20 protein-coding genes are annotated in these 18,763 nt (G+C 40.7%); 14 read left to right on the top strand and 6 right to left on the bottom strand.

Annotated elements, in window-relative coordinates:
- The first annotated feature begins 72 nt into the window (after nt 1-72).
- Nucleotides 73-1,740, top strand: coding sequence for an alpha/beta fold hydrolase (locus OC25_RS05920; RefSeq protein WP_052265995.1), 1,668 nt, complete (start codon nt 73-75; stop codon nt 1,738-1,740).
- Nucleotides 1,741-1,863: 123 nt separating this feature from the next.
- Here the strand turns inward: OC25_RS05920 and OC25_RS26755 are convergent, their stop codons facing one another.
- Nucleotides 1,864-3,090 (bottom strand): TlpA family protein disulfide reductase, encoded by a 1,227-nt coding sequence (locus OC25_RS26755; RefSeq protein ID WP_167335367.1) that lies wholly within the window; start codon nt 3,088-3,090, stop codon nt 1,864-1,866.
- A 485-nt stretch (nt 3,091-3,575) separates the two neighbouring features.
- Here OC25_RS26755 and OC25_RS05910 point away from each other — a divergent pair, with 485 nt between their 5' ends.
- Nucleotides 3,576-4,190, top strand: a complete 615-nt coding sequence (locus OC25_RS05910) for a hypothetical protein (RefSeq protein WP_039472834.1) — start codon at nt 3,576-3,578, stop codon at nt 4,188-4,190.
- A 112-nt stretch (nt 4,191-4,302) separates the two neighbouring features.
- Nucleotides 4,303-4,512 carry a hypothetical protein gene (locus tag OC25_RS05905; RefSeq protein WP_039472831.1) on the top strand — a complete coding sequence of 70 codons (210 nt, stop codon included), beginning with the start codon at nt 4,303-4,305 and terminating at the stop codon, nt 4,510-4,512.
- On the opposite strand, the gene OC25_RS05900 is transcribed toward OC25_RS05905, so the two are convergent.
- Nucleotides 4,480-5,070, bottom strand: a complete 591-nt coding sequence (locus tag OC25_RS05900; RefSeq protein ID WP_082018522.1) for a DUF2306 domain-containing protein — start codon at nt 5,068-5,070, stop codon at nt 4,480-4,482. The two genes, OC25_RS05905 and OC25_RS05900, sit on opposite strands and share 33 nt — an antisense overlap.
- A gap of 157 nt (nt 5,071-5,227) precedes the next feature.
- On the opposite strand from OC25_RS05900, the gene OC25_RS05895 reads away from it, so the two are divergent.
- The 5 genes from OC25_RS05895 to OC25_RS05875 all read left to right on the top strand — a co-directional run bounded on the left by OC25_RS05895 (nt 5,228) and on the right by OC25_RS05875 (nt 10,471).
- Nucleotides 5,228-6,025 (top strand): alpha/beta fold hydrolase, encoded by a 798-nt coding sequence (locus OC25_RS05895; protein WP_039472828.1) that lies wholly within the window; start codon nt 5,228-5,230, stop codon nt 6,023-6,025.
- A 53-nt stretch (nt 6,026-6,078) separates the two neighbouring features.
- Nucleotides 6,079-6,777, top strand: a complete 699-nt coding sequence (locus OC25_RS05890) for a GNAT family N-acetyltransferase (protein ID WP_039472824.1) — start codon at nt 6,079-6,081, stop codon at nt 6,775-6,777.
- 59 nt (nt 6,778-6,836) lie between these two features.
- The gene (locus OC25_RS05885; protein ID WP_039472820.1) at nt 6,837-7,061 is read left to right on the top strand and encodes a CDGSH iron-sulfur domain-containing protein; all 225 of its coding nucleotides are present in this window, start codon (nt 6,837-6,839) and stop codon (nt 7,059-7,061) included.
- Nucleotides 7,062-7,225: 164 nt separating this feature from the next.
- Nucleotides 7,226-9,151 (top strand): carbohydrate-binding domain-containing protein, encoded by a 1,926-nt coding sequence (locus OC25_RS05880; RefSeq protein ID WP_039472817.1) that lies wholly within the window; start codon nt 7,226-7,228, stop codon nt 9,149-9,151.
- A gap of 129 nt (nt 9,152-9,280) precedes the next feature.
- On the top strand, nt 9,281-10,471 hold the full coding sequence (locus OC25_RS05875) for a T9SS type B sorting domain-containing protein (RefSeq protein WP_039472814.1): 1,191 nt from the start codon (nt 9,281-9,283) through the stop codon (nt 10,469-10,471).
- Here OC25_RS05875 and OC25_RS05870 read toward each other — a convergent pair.
- Nucleotides 10,464-11,270, bottom strand: a complete 807-nt coding sequence (locus tag OC25_RS05870; RefSeq protein WP_039472812.1) for a helix-turn-helix domain-containing protein — start codon at nt 11,268-11,270, stop codon at nt 10,464-10,466. The genes OC25_RS05875 and OC25_RS05870 overlap by 8 nt on opposite strands.
- 101 nt (nt 11,271-11,371) lie before the next feature.
- Nucleotides 11,372-12,244, bottom strand: coding sequence for an oxidoreductase (locus tag OC25_RS05865; RefSeq protein WP_039472809.1), 873 nt, complete (start codon nt 12,242-12,244; stop codon nt 11,372-11,374).
- Between the two features lie 156 nt (nt 12,245-12,400).
- On the opposite strand from OC25_RS05865, the gene OC25_RS28105 reads away from it, so the two are divergent.
- Nucleotides 12,401-12,577, top strand: a complete 177-nt coding sequence (locus OC25_RS28105) for a hypothetical protein (RefSeq protein WP_167335366.1) — start codon at nt 12,401-12,403, stop codon at nt 12,575-12,577.
- A gap of 55 nt (nt 12,578-12,632) precedes the next feature.
- On the opposite strand, the gene OC25_RS05860 is transcribed toward OC25_RS28105, so the two are convergent.
- Both OC25_RS05860 and OC25_RS05855 read right to left on the bottom strand, forming a co-directional pair.
- Nucleotides 12,633-14,330 (bottom strand): arylsulfatase, encoded by a 1,698-nt coding sequence (locus tag OC25_RS05860; protein ID WP_082018521.1) that lies wholly within the window; start codon nt 14,328-14,330, stop codon nt 12,633-12,635.
- Nucleotides 14,331-14,396: 66 nt separating this feature from the next.
- Nucleotides 14,397-14,780, bottom strand: a complete 384-nt coding sequence (locus tag OC25_RS05855) for a DoxX family protein (protein WP_039472807.1) — start codon at nt 14,778-14,780, stop codon at nt 14,397-14,399.
- A 98-nt stretch (nt 14,781-14,878) separates the two neighbouring features.
- Between OC25_RS05855 and OC25_RS05850 the strand changes: the two genes are divergently transcribed.
- From OC25_RS05850 to OC25_RS05830, 5 genes are all read left to right on the top strand, one after another.
- Nucleotides 14,879-15,289, top strand: coding sequence for a winged helix-turn-helix transcriptional regulator (locus tag OC25_RS05850; RefSeq protein WP_039472805.1), 411 nt, complete (start codon nt 14,879-14,881; stop codon nt 15,287-15,289).
- A gap of 56 nt (nt 15,290-15,345) precedes the next feature.
- The gene (locus OC25_RS28210) at nt 15,346-15,813 is read left to right on the top strand and encodes a hypothetical protein (protein WP_209435570.1); all 468 of its coding nucleotides are present in this window, start codon (nt 15,346-15,348) and stop codon (nt 15,811-15,813) included.
- A gap of 289 nt (nt 15,814-16,102) precedes the next feature.
- Nucleotides 16,103-16,405, top strand: coding sequence for an ArsR/SmtB family transcription factor (locus OC25_RS05840; RefSeq protein WP_039472802.1), 303 nt, complete (start codon nt 16,103-16,105; stop codon nt 16,403-16,405).
- Nucleotides 16,406-16,414: 9 nt separating this feature from the next.
- Nucleotides 16,415-17,515 carry an NADH:flavin oxidoreductase gene (locus OC25_RS05835; protein WP_039472798.1) on the top strand — a complete coding sequence of 367 codons (1,101 nt, stop codon included), beginning with the start codon at nt 16,415-16,417 and terminating at the stop codon, nt 17,513-17,515.
- Between the two features lie 368 nt (nt 17,516-17,883).
- On the top strand, nt 17,884-18,762 hold the full coding sequence (locus OC25_RS05830) for a pirin family protein (protein ID WP_039472794.1): 879 nt from the start codon (nt 17,884-17,886) through the stop codon (nt 18,760-18,762).
- The last annotated feature ends 1 nt before the right edge of the window (nt 18,763 follow it).

Here is an 18,763-nt window from a genome sequence, read left to right as displayed (position 1 = left end):
ATTCCTGAATGGTTGAGTCTAAACTCCATAGGTCATGCAACCACTCAGCCGGCTGCATCGTCTTTGCGGTATATGAAAAAAATCCCTTGCAGTTTTAAAAGGCTGTTTTTAACATTCGCAGCCTTATTTACCTTATTCAATGCCCAGGCACAATATATTTTAACCGGGAGTATCAAAGATACTCAGCAACATCCTATCCCCTATTGCTCAATAGGTATTAAAAATAGCAGGGTTGCTACTGTGGCCAGCGAAGATGGTTCTTTCAAACTGGTTATCCCCGACAGTCTTGCCGGCACTAGTCTAACGTTCAGTGCCATCGGTTTTATGGATCGGCAGCTTAAGCAAAACGAACTCAAACCGGGTATCATTGTTACGCTCAAAGAAAAGGTATTTGATATGGCCGAAGTGCTTATCAAAGGAACTAAACTGAAAGAACGGATCGTAGGGCAGCAATCCAGACCCATGATTACTTTTTCTAAAATGTTCGATAAGAACGTTCCAAGCATAGAACAGGGAAATATTTTCGAAATATACAACCGAACCTTGCTCAAAGCCTATAATTTCTATATCATGCCCAGCTCGAGGTTTTCTGCTATCACCTTAAAACTTAATGTTTATACCGTAAAAAATAATTTACCAGATAGTAATGTTTTACGTAAAAACATTACTTATCATACCACCGCTACTGGCTGGCAGCATATAGATCTTGCAGCTCATGAGCTCAGTTTTGATGGTTTGGACAAGATCGCAGTTACACTACAGCTGGTTGCCTACGCACCAGATAGCAGCAATAATTTTGTTTTTGGCGTTTCGGCAAAGAAAACGGTAGCTAAAGATTTGCTGTTCCGATATCAAAGTCAGGGAAACTGGGAAAGCAATGCCGGAACTTTCATCGCTAATTTGGATCTTAAATATAGTAAGGAAGCAGACAAACCAGAGCTTGCAGACAAGCCTTCAGCAGCTGAAAAGCCAGAGATAACTGCACTGGCCAATTACTACCGTTACAAGCAAGCTTCCCTGAAAAGCGGATATGGCAAAAACAAAAACGGCAAATATATTGATCTGGGAGACGCCAGAATTTACACAGAAGAGTATGGCAAAGGTGAGCCACTGGTACTTTTACATGGTAACAACGGAAGTATAGCAGATTTCTATCAGCAAATTCCCGCTTTTGCGAAACACTTCAGGGTAATCGCTCTGGATACGCGAGGTCAGGGCAGAAGCACAGATTTATCTTCTGAGGCTTATAGTTACGATGGCTTTGCCAATGATCTGTATAAGGTGCTTACGGCAATGGAGCTGAAAAAAGTAAATATTGTTGGCTGGAGTGATGGCGGCAATACTGCGCTAAGCTTCAATCTTACCCATCCGGAACTGGTAAACAATATAGTAACCATCGGTGCAAACCTCGATCCATCGGGCGTATCAGATAGTTTACTCACCGCTTTCAGCAATGAGCTTAAGGTCCAAAACCCATCAAAAGACTCCCGTTTGATTAGTCTGACGCTTGAGCAGCCCCATATCACTACAAAACAGTTGCAACAGATTGCCAATCCCGTATTGGTTATTGCAGGAAGTGATGATGTTATTAAGCCTGCGCATACGAGATTAATTGCGGCTAACATTAGCAAGTCTCAGTTACAAATCATTCCAAATACCACGCATTATGTTCCTTTTGAAAAACCGGAAGATCTAAATAAGGTTATTCTTGATTTTTTGAGACTTCCCATACCAAAATAGTGGATTAATGTTAGTGCAAGATCAAATGAGACCTTTGTCAGGCGTATTTGATTTAAACATCAGGATTAACTTTTTATAGTACATTAACCATATTGTTGCAAATAGAACTCTTGACGAACCAGGCTATTTCAGCAAAATTGTTAACTTTTCTTTTAAATTTTCTGTACTCAAATCTTTAGCCAGGATGATCCCTTTATCATTAATCAGAAAATTATTAGGGATTTCTACAATATTGAAGCGGCTAGTGTTTTGACTTGCCGTCATGGATTTAAGATCTGAAACGTGTTGCCAGATCAGGTTATCCTTGCGGATAGCATCTAGCCAGGCTCCTTTGTGTTCATCGATAGAAACTCCGATTATATTGAATCCTTTATTATGGTATTTAGTATATATTTTAAGCAGTTCAGGATTATTCTGTCTGCATGGTGCGCACCAGGAAGCCCAAAACTCTATCAATGTATATCTGGCTCTTTTTTGATTGCTTTTAAACTGTTTACCATTAGGATCTACCCCTATAGGCTCTGGTAATTTTTGTCCGATACTGGTGCTTTCTAAAAATTTTAGTCTTTCACGGGCACTATTGGCATATTCAGAAGTAGCTGCTGCACCTTTCAAATGATTAACAATACTGCTATATTCCTGAAAGTGCTGGTCTAAATCAACGGCCTTCGAAATTAGATACGGAGTTATAATCGATCCTAAATTTTCACGCATTGTCTCCCGGTATTCTCCAGTCATCTGAGGCACCAAATTAGCTTTCCATAAAAAAACCAAAGAATCACTTAATGCACTATATTCTTCCATTTTTTTATCAACCAACGCCTGATCACGTTTTAGGTTCAGTTCGCTCTCTTTAGAATTCTTTATGTAGTAGTATTTTCGTTGGATTATTGATATCTTTTCATACACTTTGCTATCATAGCTCCTGGAATCCAAACTTAAATTAAGCTTATTGAATACTTTAGCTGGCATCGAATCAACCGAATTTATGCCTCTGGGTAATTCCAGTTTTAAATTATAGCTGATATCCTGCTGTGGATCAATATAAATTGTTTTAGAAATCATCCTTGCAACAGAGATTTTCATCGTTTTGCCTAAACGATTTCTAATATCTTTCTCTTCCTTAACTAAAGGAGGAATTTCAAGGGTAAGATCATAGAATCCTGCTTTTGCTTCTTTGATTGTCACATTAAATTTATCGTTTTTTACATTTTCTGTAAGCTTAACAGCTTTTCCTTTAACCATAACAACAGCATTGTTACTAGATGGAAAATTACCAACGAGGGTAACATCTTTTTTTGTCTTACATCCCATCAAAAGAACAATACCAGTGAATAAGAAGATATTCATCTTAGTGTTTGAATAAATCGATACCGGTTTCCAGATTCTGTTAAACAATTGGAAATACAATTTCACATCGTAACAACCTTGATTAATCACCTGCAGACAAATACCTGTTAACCAGTCGAAAAAAGAAAATAAATACTTAAACATTGAAGAAAGCGTTTGTTTTTTGAGGATTAATCCCCGTCCTGAAAGTACTGATAATTTAGTCTTCTATCAAACATTAGATGTCCATTTTTGCGACAGCCATCTAAGCACCCCATAATCAAATATCGAATTAATACTATTTTACGAGATGCCTTAACTTTGCTAAATTGATCTGAGAAATAGAATCATTAAGTCCAAAAACTTAGTATTAAAAAAATATATCGACTACTTTTTGTTTTTTAAAAAGCCCGAAAACATCTTTTACAAGATAAATGTAGCGTTTGCATTAACCTTATCGTTTTCTTAAAAAAACTAAATTAACCAAAAACCAGCTTAAAGCCTTTATGAGAAAACTAGCCTTGTTTCTATTGACCCTTTCTTTTTTATCGTGTAAAAAAGAACCTGTTTATGGCCCCCTTAACTTAAAAAATGGTCAGGAAGTTGAATTAATGGTCGATCACCGCTATGGCGCCGACAAGGATGTTTTAATTAAACTACCCGAAAATCTTGATGCAGGCAGCTACTTATCAGGTTTTGATCAGCGGTTACCAGGTACGAATTACCGGATAAAGGCAAGATTTCGCTACCTCAGCGATCCACCGCAAGATGGTCCATCAAGCTATTTTGAATTTGTCAAAGTCATTAACCAGGAACAATACAAGGGAACTGAATCTTTCGATATCCAGCTGATTGTATCTTACGTGCCAGGCGGACCAACGATAAGATTAAGCAAAACAGGAAACGATTATTATTTTATTCCCGATAAATTACAATTCACCCCTGCCAACAATACTGTAGCAGGGCAGCTGGAAGAAATCTGGCAAAATGTAAAAGAAATACGTGCCGACTGGAAATTAGGACTGCAACCCAAATGGAAAGCCATTAAAGCAACAGTTACGCATGATCCTCAAAAATTCGGTAAAGCTTACCTGGTGCAACAAATTCAGTTCACACTTTAATTTATTCGTTCCAACTAAATACAAAGCATCAATCAACCGGTTGATGCTTTTTTGTTTAGCCTGATCTGAACAAACAAATTAATCGTTATTTTAGTGCAAAAAATTAACGTTTATGGAATTTATCTTCGTTTTTATTGTTATTCCAGCACTTATTTCGCTTCTGGCCGCAGCTTTTATCACAACGCTTACACGAAAAAAGCTAATTGCACGTAATAATCAGTATGTAACTGCCATTTCTATTGGCGTTTTTATATTGAGCAGCATCATTATTTTTAGTGCTATTGCCGCTTTAATCTTGTACAATATTCGCTTTGAACGTTAGTTTTCGCCTCCTTTTTCTAATCAGCCATTCGGCAAACAACAAATTAGGCACAAAACCCAGCCAGGCATTAATCATATAAAGTGGTAAGGGATCTACCTGCACAAAACTTAAAATAACAATCTTCCAAAATCTTAGCGAAACCGCCGATAAGGTAAGTGCATAACTGCGGATCATGAATTCCTTGTGCCTAGAAACATGGCCGCTCTTAATTTCAACTACCGCTCTATAAGTAAACCAAACCCATAAACAATCTAACAGGATAAAAGCCATTTTGGTAGGTAAAAGGCCATTGGCATAAATACCCATCACAAAAGCCACCGGGAAGTTCAGAAAAATATCGTAAACATAAATTTTGCCCATGATGCGGTGTAACCTTTTATGTTTAGCCAATATTGTCGTCGAAAACTGGGTGAAACCAGCTAGCAAGGCAAAAATAATGGTAAACACATGGGTATAAAAAGCAATCTTCCAGGGTAATATATCCAGGTATTCTTGTTTAAACTGCAAAAAGCCAATATCATCGCGCAGCGGATAATAACGGATAATGCCAATCAGCATCAGATAAGTGATGATGGCTAGTAACAGGTAAACGGCTACATTTCGGGCGATATACTTAACAATATCCAGACTTTCTACAATTTAATGGCTTACTTATGCTAAATTTATAAATAAATGCGCACCGGCAAGGCTAAATGGCTAAGTAAATCATAAAGATATGGAAACTGAAAAAATAACTGGCACAAAATCCGTTAACGGGATCAGTATGTATTACGAGGTTTATGGCGAAGGTGAAATTCCGTTGGTATTGATCCACGGCGGTGGCTCTACCATCCCCTCCAACTTTGGCAATTTTATTCCTTATCTGGCCCAAAACAATAAATTAATTGCTGTGGAATTGCAGGCGCACGGACGTACCAGCGACCGTGATGCTCCTGAATCTTTTGAACAGGATGCCAATGATGTAGTTACCCTACTTGAGCAATTAGATATTGCAAAGGCCAATTTTCTTGGCTTTAGTAACGGGGGCACCACAACACTGCATATTGCGGTGCGTTATCCTATTGTGGTAAATAAAATCGTGGTTATTTCTGCCAATTACCAAAAAACAGGACTGATAGATGGTTTTTATGATGGTTTCGGTGCCGCAACTTTAGACCACATGCCCGAAGGCCTGAAAAAGTCCTATCTGGAGCTGAACCCCGATCCTGCCGGATTGCAAAATATGTTTGAGAAAGATAAACAGCGTATGCTAAACTATATCGACCTCAGCGATGATGAGATTGCAGGAATTAAAGCCGAGGCTTTGTTAATGCTGGCCGATCGCGACGTAATTACTCCCGAACATTTGGTTAAAACATCCAGGTTGATTAAAAATTCGCGTCTGGTAATTTTACCGGGTATACATGGAAGTATGATTGGTGAAATATGCGCGCCAGATATCGATCCTAAAACACTCGAATTTACCGCTGGTTTAATCGAATCTTTTTTACATTCATCATACACAGCAACCTAGGTATTTACCCCGGCAAAGCAAGAAATTAATAGCCAATTGGATATCTTTGTGGCATGGAACATCTCTTAGATAACCCCATTTATCATGCTTTAAATTCTGCGCACGGGCATTTTGCAAAAGGTGTTGATGAGGTTAAATATTACCTGAAAGATATTGCTGCATTTGCAGGGTTGAAAGATAATTCGGTAGAAAACTTACAAACACTCTATGAGATCAGCGAACCAGATAGTTTATTTGTAATCTTTTCAAAAGCGCCTTTAACCATACCAGCTTTTTGGACACTATTAATGCACATTGATATGTTTCAGCTGGTTTATGAAGGCAAAAACATACCGGAAAGTACAAACGAAGACCTGACCGACCTCGATCTAAACCATGTAACCGAAATGACCGCTTTGGTAGAGCTTACCAAACCTGGTCCGTTTTTAGCCAAAACAATTGAGCTGAGTAATTACACGGGCATATTTGCCGAAAACCAGTTAATAGCCATGGCAGGCCACAGGTTCTTCCCTGCCCCATACCGCGAAGTAAGCGCAGTTTGTACCCATCCCGATCATTTAGGGAAAGGGCATGCCTTTAAGATTTTACAGGAACAGATCCGCAGGATACTCAAGCGTGAAGAAATTCCTTTTTTACATGTTAAAAACGACAATTTGGGCGCCATTAAATTATATCAGAAACTAGGTTTCAAAATCAGAACAGAGATGACCGCATACGTGATTAAAAAGGAACCAGAGAATGTTTCTAAATAGAAATCAGATCGCAAATTGCAGCAAGTAAATTTTAGTTTTGCAGAAAACTAACAAAACACATGTCTAAAACAAAACTTACCATTAACAATAATGGCTCCGTTAAAATAGAAGGCGATTTCGAAATTGTAGATAGAAACGGAAATACTTATGGCTTACAAGGTAGAGAAGTGGTATCAATCTGTCGTTGCGGCTTATCTAAAAATAAACCTTTTTGCGATGGCTCACACAAAGATCATTTCGAGCATGAAGCCATTGCTTTTGATCTTCCGCCAAAAAAAGTTTAACTTATTTTAAAGCATCAATTTTGATGCTTTTTTTGTTTCTAATTGCCCCCTAAAATCTACCCACTTTTATATTTATCGACTCAATTTAACCATTCGTAGAGTCTTAACATTTCGGCGCTGGCAATCGCAATAAATTCATCCCGTTTTATTAACGATTTTAAAAGATGAGGATATTTAAACTTTTACCCACCTTAACCTGCTTCGTGGCATTAACCTGTTTGCTTGCCTGTAAAAAAAGCAGTAGCGACGAAGAAACTACCACCACAACCGAAACAGCCGTAACTTACGGCACCATTGTTACCAACAGCAAAGATACCACGGTAGCTAATGCCATAACCATCGCTTATGCCAATAACGTGGCTACAATTACCAATCCTTATGCCAACAGCGGGGTTACCGTTTCGAATACCAATGGGGTGGTAATCATTACCTCTAGCCTCTCTGGTACAGAACTAAACTATGTGGTTTCGGGCAGTACAACCAGTGGATCGGTAAAAATATACAGCGATTATAAATTTGGATTGATCTTAAACGGCGCAGACATATTGAGTACTAACGGTCCGGCAATTAATATCCAATCGGGCAAAAAAGCAACCGTTACTTTGGTTGGTGGTACTACCAACCGGTTAATTGATGGCACCACCTACACCGCTAACGGATCTGAAGATATGAAAGGTACCTTTTTCAGTAACGGACAGCTCATTCTGACAGGTAATGGCCGCTTAATTGTTAAAGGTAATTACAAACACGCCATCTGCAGTGATGATTACGTAGACATAAAAGGCGGAACGATATCCATTACGGGTGCAGTTTCTGATGGCATTCATGCCAACGATTATTTTATGATGGAAGGTGGTTCTTTGGACATTACCTCAGCCGGCGACGGCATAGAAGTAGAGGAAGGTTATTTGCAAACTACTGCCGGATCAATCACCATCAACAGTGTAGATGATGGTCTGGTGGCTTCGTACGAAGGAACCGATACAAGCATCGATCCATCGGTTAAAATAAATGGCGGCACACTAACCGTCACTACCACCGGCGAAAAAGCAATGGGCATAAAAAGCGAAGGTGCCACAATTATCAATAGTAGCGATGCCATTAAGGTAAACGTTTCGGGTAAAGGTGCTAAGGGCTTCAGCAGCGGTAAAGATTTTACCATTACCAATGCAAATGCCAGCATTACCACATCTGGCGCTGCATTTTACGATACCAACGATAAAGATATTTCATCTGCAGCAGGTATAAAAGCAGGCGGTAATTTCAAAATGGATAAAGGCACGGTTAACATCACCAGTACCGGCACAGGTGGCAAGGGCATTAACGCCGATGGTACGCTGGTTATTAATGATGGAACCATAAATGTATCAACCACTGGTGGCAAATTTACCTATGGCAGCGACGATACCTCGGCAAAAGGAATTAAAAGTGATGGCAACTTAACCATCAATGGTGGAACCATAAGTGTTAAAACTACTGGTGTTGAAGCAGAAGGTATAGAAAGCAAGAGCATTTTAACCATTAACGGTGGCACAGTGCAATCTGTAGCCTACGACGATGGCCTTAATGCCGCGACACAAATTGTAATTAATGGCGGTAACATTTACGCCTACAGCACCACTAACGACGGGATAGATTCGAACGGAACTTTAACCATTACGGGCGGCTTAATTGTATCTTCAGGATCAACAGCACCCGAAGAGGGCTTCGATTGCGACAATAACCAGTTTAAAATTACCGGTGGAACATTAATTGGTGTGGGCGGGGCAACCAGCAACCCAACCACCAGTGTAACAACACAACGTGCAGTAGTATTTACCAGCTCAGCAACTGCAAACCAGCTTGTTCATGTAGAATCGGCAACAGGAACAGATATTTTTACTTTTGTAGTACCACGAGCATATTCAAAAATGACCATGTTATTTAGCAGCCCAACCCTGGCAGCGGGAACTACCTATTCAATTTATACCGGGGGTAGCGTAAGTGGTGGATCGAATTTCTATGGTTTGTACACAGGTGCAACCTATACCAAAGGTACCGCAGCAACCACTTTTACTACGAGCAGTATTTTAACCACGGTAAGCAAATAGTATTTTGCTATCCTCCGGAGAAAAACACCATCCTTAACTGAATGGTGTTTTTTTGTTAACAGTAATTTTAATTGCCAGAATTGATATTTACCTAATTTAGGCCGTTTATTTTGCCAATCTAATAACGTGATGCCTCAAGCAAGCGCACTCCACCTGGCCTGCTTTTTTATTGCAGCCATACTCTCCATTCCATCATCATCTGCCTGGCAATATGCCAATAGAGAAGTAAACACTTTTGCGGTAGCTTCGGCGCTATCTTACAAAGTCATTAAAACTTCAGGCACCGTTGGCCTCAAGGCGATAACATTTCCGCCCATTCCATCCAAAAGAATATGCGATCCTGATTTTGATCCGATGGCTACGAGCAACCTGCCCATCACCTACACCTCGAGCGAACCTGATGTGGCCGACATTGTTAACGGGCGAATACACATTTATGGCCCCGGAACAGCCACAATAACGGCGAGCAACGGAATAGGAACAGCAAGTCAATTGCTAACAGTATCTGATCTTCAACGCCCATATGCTATTATCAGTACTCCTTTGATTAATATCTGCGAAGGGGCTACCGTTTCTTTTCATGCCGCAACTGATAACGCGGGAGCAAATCCCAGCTACCTGTGGTTGGTTAATGGTGTAAATGTTGCCAACAACAGTGCTACCTATACCACAAGCAGTTTGGCAAATCGCGACAGAATTTCGCTGATTGTAACCAATAACGACTACTGCCTTCCTCTTTCTTCTGCCTTATCCAATTACATTACCGTTGAGGTTACACCTTTCACGGCTTTTAGTGTAGAAATTGCCAGCAGCACAACCGATGTTACCTGCGCAGGTACCGCAGTTGCCTTTACTGCAGAAACTGTGGGCAATTCTGCCACAGCCCCGGTTATTAAATGGTTTGTAAATGATCAGTATGCCAACCATGCCGGAAATACTTTTACCAGCACGACTTTGAAAGATGGTGATATTGTCAGCTGCCAGGCCTTTGGTTCCGGTTCCTGCCTGGCCAATGCCATAGCCTATTCCAATCCGATTCCTGTAGCAATTCGAAATGATTGCGAAATTGTAGTGCCCAATTCTTTCTCGCCTAATGGTGATGGTGTGAATGATTACTGGCAGATAAAAGCAATGGGTAGCACTGATTTAGTAAAAGTTTTTAACCGGAACGGGAACATTATATTTCAGTCAAAAGGCTATACTATCCCCTGGGATGGCACTTTAGCCGGCAAACCTGTTCCTGTTGGCACCTATTTTTATCTGATTACGACAAACGGTGGCACCAGGAAATTATCAGGTAGCATCACCCTTTTCAGGTAAGTGTACCAATTCGCGAGGGGGCAATACCATAAGTTTTTTTAAAGGCAAAAGAAAAATGCGATAAATCTTTAAACCCCACCTCCAGGTATACATCTGATGATTTCCAGCCTTTTTCGCTAATCAGGTAGTGTGCATCGGCAAGGCGTTTTTGCTGTAACCAACGGTTAGGCGAAGTATTAAAAATCTTCTGGAAATCGCGCTTAAAAGCAGCCAGGCTTCGGCCGGTTAAATAGGCAAACCGATTTATATCTACGTTAAACTTATAATGTTCATTCATGTAGGCCTCCAGATCCAGCTTTCCGGGTTCAGAAAAATCGAAAAGTACGTTTTTTAATTCCGGATTTGTTTCGAGCAGCACCATTACCGCTTCTTTAACCTTCAAATTGGTTAACCCCTTGTTAAACTCATTGTTGCCATCAAGATAAGGCCCTAAAGAATCGATATAATTCTTTAACAGGTTATTGGGTTCCAGCAACATGGCTCCCGGACAGTGATCAAAACCAGTGGCCTTCAGGTTGTACTCTTCGCTAATGCTGTGCAGTGTATCCTGATCTATCGAAATAGAAATAGACCGGTATTCGCCGCCAGCTGGCGGAAATTTAGTCCATCGGGTTAACTGATTCCTTTTAAAAAAACGGAAATCACCGGGTTTAAAAACAAATTTTTCACCACCAATAAAATGCTCCGAGCTACCCGAAATCATGAAACCTAAATTATGCTGGGCAATAAACTGCTCTCCCTCGCTATTTTTTTGCGAATAACAAGAGTAGAGGATATTGGGCTTTTTGTTTGCTTGCATGTAATCAAATTTATAAAATAAAAAAAGCAATTGCAGCTTTAGAACCGGATTTTAAAGCAGAACACAGCAATTGGACCATGGCTGTGTTCAACCTATTCTGCCTACTTTTTCAAAAAGCTTTTACCTAAATCTGAAGTGAGGAAATTATTGGCCTCATCGTGGTCGGTTGATATACTTACGGCCATCCATTTTTCCATTTCGGCAGTGCGCGCTTCATCTGCATTTTTTAACATGCCAATGGCTTCGCTTCCCAAAACCAGGTGTACAGGAGGTTCCGCGCTATCCACAAGACTCAGCATTACTTTGGCTGCTTTTGCAGGGTCGCCCATCGGTACAAACCCGCCATTTTTAAAATATTCAGCCCTTTGTTCTACTTTTTCGTAGCCTTCAATATGCGCAGCATACGTCATCGAATCGCCCGCCCAATCCGTTCTGAAACCACCTGGTTCTACGCTGGTTACGTAAATCCCGAAATCAACCACTTCTTTGGCCAGTACTTCGCTAAAACCACTCAATCCAAATTTTGCTGCCTGATAAATCCCAATACCTGCATTACCTACGCGGCCACCTATTGAGCTGATTTGTAAAATACGCCCCGAACGTTGTTTACGCATAAAAGGTAAAACTGCACGGGTAATTTCAATAGGTGCGTAAAGGTTGGTTTCCAGTTGACTTCTCACCTGCTCATCGGTAAACGCTTCAGCGGCACCTACAATACCAAAACCCGCATTGTTTACCAATACATCAATCCGGCCAAAATGTGTTATAGCCGATTCAACTGCCAAATGCACCTGATCGTAATCGGTTACATCTAATTGAATGGGAAAAACCTGATCAGGATATTTTTCAACCAAATCTTGTAGAGCGTTTGTATTTCTTGCTGTTGCAGCAACTTTATCGCCATGAGCCAAAACTGCTTCTGTTAGGTTACGGCCCAAACCACGGGCACTACCTGTTATAAACCAAATTTTCATATTCTTTCTGTTTTTATTTAATTCAAAGGTAGATCGATTTTGACCGCAGCGCTTTGCTATATAGCTCAACTTACTTTGTTAAAAAGCTCACCTACCACTTTGCCGGAACTTTTCTTAATGATTTGATGTTGAATAAGCACAGCAATTCAATACATTATGGCAAAAGCAAAGAAAAAGAGCAAAAAGAAGCTTAAGAAAAATAAGCTTGGCGTTAAAAATTCGCTGGTGAACAACATTAACGCACGAAAGAAGAAAGGGAAATCGCGATCAAAAAAGAGATCTAAAATCAGCAAAAAAGCCTATAAGAAAATGCAAAAAGGCTGGAAAGATTAACCTGATTCGGGTCAATACTTTCCAGCCGGTTATTTAGTCGAATTAATGCCAATAACTATTTTTTCGGCAGCACATGGTTTTCTTTTGCCCATATCTGCCATTTGGCATTTAATGCCTTTACGCGGTCTGGGTTTTGACCTGCCAGATCTTTTAATTCGGTTTTATCGTTTTTAATGTTGTATAAATGCCAGGTCGAATCGCCGGCAAGACTAACCATTTTCCAATCGCCGGCACGTATATAGCGCGCATTAAAATGCTCATTAAATAATTCATCATGCCCTGCAACTTGCTTCCCTTTAAACGCAGGCACTAAACTGGCACCCTGCATGGGTTTAATGGTATTGCCTTTATATTGGGTTGGATAACTGGCCTTTCCAAGCTCGGCAAAAGTGCACATAAAATCCATTACGTGGCCAACCTGATCACTATAACTCCCCTTCTTAGCAGTAATCCCCTTAGGCCAGAAGGCAATCATCGGTGTATGTACACCACCTTCGTACGATTGCGCTTTAGCCAACTTGTAGGGCGTATTGGCTACATTGGCCCAAATGGGGCCAATAGAGGTATAACTGGTTTGCGGACCCGGCATTACCTTTTTATAAATGGGATAGACAATTTTTTCGCCGGCACGGGTTTGGCTTGGCCTGTCGAAACCCGGTCCATAACGCATGGCATCTTCCGGACTTGCACCATTGTCACTTAAAAATACAATCAGGGTGTTATCCAGCTGGTTGGTTTCCTTTAAAGTTTTAATAATTCGCCCAATACCCTGGTCCATACGGTCAATCATGGCTGCATGCACGGCCATGGCCATTTCATCGAACTGTTTGGTTGGATTATTTTCCCAATTCTCGCTGCTCTTTCTTGGCGAAAGCGGGGCTGTTTTAAGGTCGATTAAACCCATAGCCACCATTCTTTTGTAACGGGCTTCGCGGATGGCATCCCAACCCACTTTATAGGTATCTTTATATTTGGCAATATCCTCAGGCTTTGCCTGCAATGGCCAATGTGGTGCATTTTCGGCCACATACAAGAAAAAAGGCTTATCGCTTTTGCTAAATTCGCGGATATAGGTTGAAGCCGTATCATTAATAGCATCGGTATGGTAATAATCTTTGGGCACTTCAGTTATTGGCGTAGTGCCACTTACCAAACTAAAAGGATCAAAAAAATCGACCACGCCCCAAAGTGTACCAAAAAATTTTTCGAACCCCCGGTTGGTTGGGTATTGGTCAATCGGCGAAAACAGCGGGAAACTTGTTTTATGGTTCAACCAATCCTGCTGCGCCTGAGGCGTAGCTTGTTCTACAGTATTGGAAACATGCCATTTACCCGACATGGCTGTACGGTAACCAGCATCTTTTAAAACCTCAGCAAGCGTAACCGCATTTTTGGTTAAAGCACCGCGATACCCCTCAATATTACGGTCCTGGGTCATTTCACCAATGCCAGCATTGTGATTATAAAGCCCGGTTAGTAAGGCAGCTCTGGTGGGGCAACAACGGGAAGTATTGTAAAAATTTCTAAAACGAATACCCTGACTGGCCAGATAATCGATGTTTGGTGTTTTAATTTCACCGCCATAACAACCGATATCCGAAAAACCCAAATCATCGGCAAGAATGACAATAATATTGGGCCGCTCGTCTACTTTAGTCACCTTTTTTTGGGGTTTACCACCATCCTTAAATGCAGTAAAAAAGGCCATCGAAGCAAATAAAGCGAGGGCCGAATATTTGGTATAGATTTTCATATCAAACCCAAAATAAAATAAAAACGCGAGAGTTTATATTTCATCATTAATTTGTTGCAATACAATCTAAATCGTTTTATTAGTTTGATACTTACCTTTATGATAGGCAAAATAAGATACGGCCAAAACCACTAAAAAGATCAGGGGTGCACTGGCGTGACCAATTGTATCACCCGAAGCCAGATGCGCAATGCTTGCTGAAATAAATACAATGGTAAAACCGGCATAAGCCCATTCCTTAATCAAACCTTTTACTGGTACCAGTAAAATAATAGCTCCTAAGAATTTCGCTACTCCCAATTCTATCCTGAAATAATCGGGAAAACCTACATGCTGAAATCCTTGCTTAACCTCCGGGTTGGTGAAATAGGAATAAGCGGAAAAAACCATCATCAACGCAACCAATGCTGTTGATATCCAATACGTAATCTGAATTGCTTTTGTGTTCATACTTTTTTTGAGGCAAACTTATATACTTTTACTATCCAAATGATACTACTTTCCCAAAGGATAGCGGTATCGTTTAGGAAAGCACGTAACTTTGCAACATGGAACCAAAAGATAAACACCACGATAAATCTGCCTGTACCGCCAGTATGAATGCGATAAAAGATGCGCTTTATGTTTTAAACGGTAAATGGAAACTCCCTCTGATTTTGAGTTTGCAGGAAAAACCACTCCGCTTTAACGAAATTCAAAAATCGCTGGGAGAAATTACCCCAAAAATCCTTTCAAAAGAATTAAAAGAACTCGAACTGAATGAGTTTGTAATCAGAAAAGTATTTCACACCACGCCTGTTACTGTAACTTACGAGTTAACCGAGTACAGCGGAACATTGGATAGTGTAATTAACGAACTGAGGGAATGGGGAATGCAGCACCGCGAACGCCTGGTAAAAAACAGGAGAAAAGATGTTTCATTAGAAGAAACCAATGCTAGCCCTGGCATTTCGGCCTAAAAAAGCAAAAACCCGATTATGATAAAATTCGGCTATCTTTGCAGAAAATAAAACCGATGGCGATATTACATAGAAAAGAAGAAAAAATACAGGCAGTGCTGGGTAGGTTGCCTAAAAAATATACAGAGGAACAGTTTTTAGAAATGTTCATCAAACTTTATTCAAAAGACTGGGGCAAAATTAAATCGGCCTACACTAAACAAGCGCAGGATAAAGAACCAGGCACCGTAATTAATATGCCTAAACCAGATGTTTACTTAAAACAACTATTGGCCATTTATTTACAAAATACTGCAGCGCCTGCAGCTACAGAAGTAAAAGAAGAAGTGGTAGCCGAATCTGTTGCTGAAGTTAAAAAAGCTAAAGCACCAGCTAAAAAGAAAGAAACTGTAGAAGAAGCTGATAAAGCTGAACCTAAGAAAACAAAAACGCCAGCGACCAAAAAAGCTGTACCAGCTGCAGAAATTGAAGCTGCGCCGAAGAAGCCGAAAGCCGCTGCAAAGAAGGCTGCAGAAAAAAAATAAAAAAATTTTCACTGCTATATAATAAATCGCCTTTTTGGTTGTTTATATATATGAGAGCGTTAATTTAGATGACGGGGATAGGTCGGTATGATTTATCCCCGTTCTTTTTTGGCTGAAATTCCGTTGGCCACTCATTTGAAATCGAACCCGCTCCTATTCATTAATCCATACTGGATATCAATAATTTAAAAACGATCTCTAACCCCATTTAAGCAGCATAATCGCCATTTGATTGTCAACTTCCATCTTTTAATTGGTATATCGGGAAAAGTCGATATACATTTGCATCATGGATCAGGTAGAGATATTTAAAGCCCTTTCAAATAAAACCCGTTTACAAATTTTAAACTGGCTAAAAGAACCAGAGAAAAATTTCCCGGAGCAACCTAACGCCGATTTCGAAAACGTTGGTGTTTGCGTGGGACAAATTCAATACAAGGCGGGCTTGTCTCAAAGTACCATTTCCGAATACCTTTCTATTTTACAACGTGCCGATTTAGTATGCGCCACCCGTGTTGGGCAATGGACCTATTACAAACGCAATAAAGCAGGGATAGAAAAATTAAGTCAAATCATCAATTCAGAATTATAATCCACGGATATGAACACAGATAGTTTATTCAGGCCCTTTAGCCTTAAAACATTAAATACAAAAAACAGAATCGTAATGGCTCCAATGACCCGCTCATTTTCTCCGGGTGGTGTACCAACAGCCGATGTAGCCACCTATTATACCAAAAGAGCGGCTGGCGAGGTCGGTTTAATCCTCTCAGAAGGAACGGTAATTAACAGACCATCTTCGTCTGCCGACCCGAATATTCCACATTTCTATGGTGCAGAAGCACTTGCAGGTTGGGAAAATGTAATTAAAGGTGTACACAGCGCTGGCGGACAAATGGGTCCACAAATCTGGCACCAGGGTATCCATGCCAATCACGCTTCTGGTTGGTTACCAAGTGCTCCATTTGAAGGACCATCATCTTTTAACAGTCCGGGATTTGAAAACGGGGTACCCATGACCGATGCCGCCATTGCCGATACCATTGCTGCTTTCGGGCAGGCTGCTGCCGATGCCAAAGCCCTTGGTTTCGATACTGTTGAAATACATGGTGCACACCAATATTTAATCGACCAGTTTTTCTGGGATGCAACCAACAACCGCACCGATATTTATGGCGGTAAAACCTTAGCCGAGCGTACCCGTTTTGGCGTAGAAGTAATTAAAGAAGTGCGTAAAAGAGTGGGTGAAGATTTTGCAGTAATTATTCGTTTATCGCAATTTAAACCCGCAGCTTACGATTTTAAACTGGCCAAAAATGAGCAGGAAATGGAACAATGGTTAACGCCACTGGCCGATGCCGGCATCGATATTTTCCACTGTTCGCAACGCCGTTTCTGGGAACCAGAGTTTGAAGGTTCTGACCTTAACTTTGCAGGCTGGGCTAAAAAATTAACCGGCAAAGCAACCATTTCAGTTGGTTCTGTTGGTTTAGATGGCGATTTCTTTGGCGCTTTTGCCGGCCAAAGCTCACAACCCAGCTCTTTAGAAGAACTGGTACGCAGAATGGATCGCGGCGATTTTGACCTCGTAGCTGTTGGCCGCCCGCTTTTAGCCGATCCGAATTGGGTAGAAAAAATTAAAAACAACCGCACCGAAGAATTGAAAGGCTTTAGCAAAGAAGCTTTGATGCAATTGGTATAACAAGCTTTATTTTTTCTTTTTAAGTTTAAAAAAGCACCTCGAAAGGGGTGTTTTTTTTTGCTGTCAACTGTTAGGCTGTGGTATCGGCTGTTACCAGCTGACACATCTCAGTTCTATTAGATCAAGCTAATAAAATCTGTCAGATGGCAAAATCTGACAGCACTCAGATTTTTAGCCACGGAAAACACAGAAACCACGGAGATAGTTGCGCTATCGCCTGGTCCGTAATTTCGAGGAGGCTTTTTCAGCTGGAGGGATCCATTGATCTTTAAAAAGAAAATAAACTCGCCAATGACGAGAGATGTATAATTCTCCTCCAAATCCCATCGTTTTTCCGTAAATTCACCTCATCAAAAATCCCCATCATCATGTCGAACATTAAACTCATTATAGAAGAACGCCCGGCCAATATTGGCAATTTTATGGTTGGCAGATTACTGCCTTTCAGAGAGAAAAGAATGGTTGGCCCATTTTCTTTTATCGACCACATGGGACCGGCAGCAATGAGCGATCATGAAAACCTGGATGTTCCTCCGCATCCACACATCGGCCTTTCTACTCTTACCTTTTTGTTTGAGGGCGAAATTACCCATAAAGATAGCCTGGGTTCTGATGTGGTGATTAAACCCGGTCAGGTAAACTGGATGACTTCGGGAAGTGGCATTGTACATTCAGAACGGACTCCTGAATATTTACGGCATACCGATAAAATGCTGCATGGTTTACAGATTTGGGTAGCATTGCCTAAAGCACTTGAACAAATGGACCCGGAGTTTTTTCACGTCGAAGAAACCGATATCCCCACATGGGAACAAGATGGTGTTGCTATTAAGTTAATTGCGGGCGAAGCTTTTGGCCGAAAATCACCAGTTCCGGTTTATAGTCCGCTGTATTTCTTAGAATTGAAAAGTACAAGCCGCCAAAAAGTTAATATTGGCGATTCTCTTTTCGGCGAGAGTGCCCTGTACATTTTAGAAGGTGCCATAGAAAGCGATGGTCATATTTTTGAGCCACGACAGATTTTAATTGCCAACGATTCCAAACTGTGTGAGTTTACCCTGCACGAAAACACAACCGTTTACATTTTTGGAGGCGAACCTTTCCCCGAAGAACGTTTTATTTACTGGAATTTTGTGGCATCGGATAAAGAACTCATTGAAAAGGCGAAACAAAAATGGCTGGAGCAAAGCTTCAAACCCGTACCAGGCGAAACGGATTTCGTACCGCTACCGCAGCAAAGACAATAAA

Source organism: Pedobacter kyungheensis (genome assembly GCF_000812965.1).
Classification (GTDB): Bacteria; Bacteroidota; Bacteroidia; order Sphingobacteriales; family Sphingobacteriaceae; genus Pedobacter; species Pedobacter kyungheensis.
This window is presented reverse-complemented; position numbering and strand designations above follow the sequence as displayed.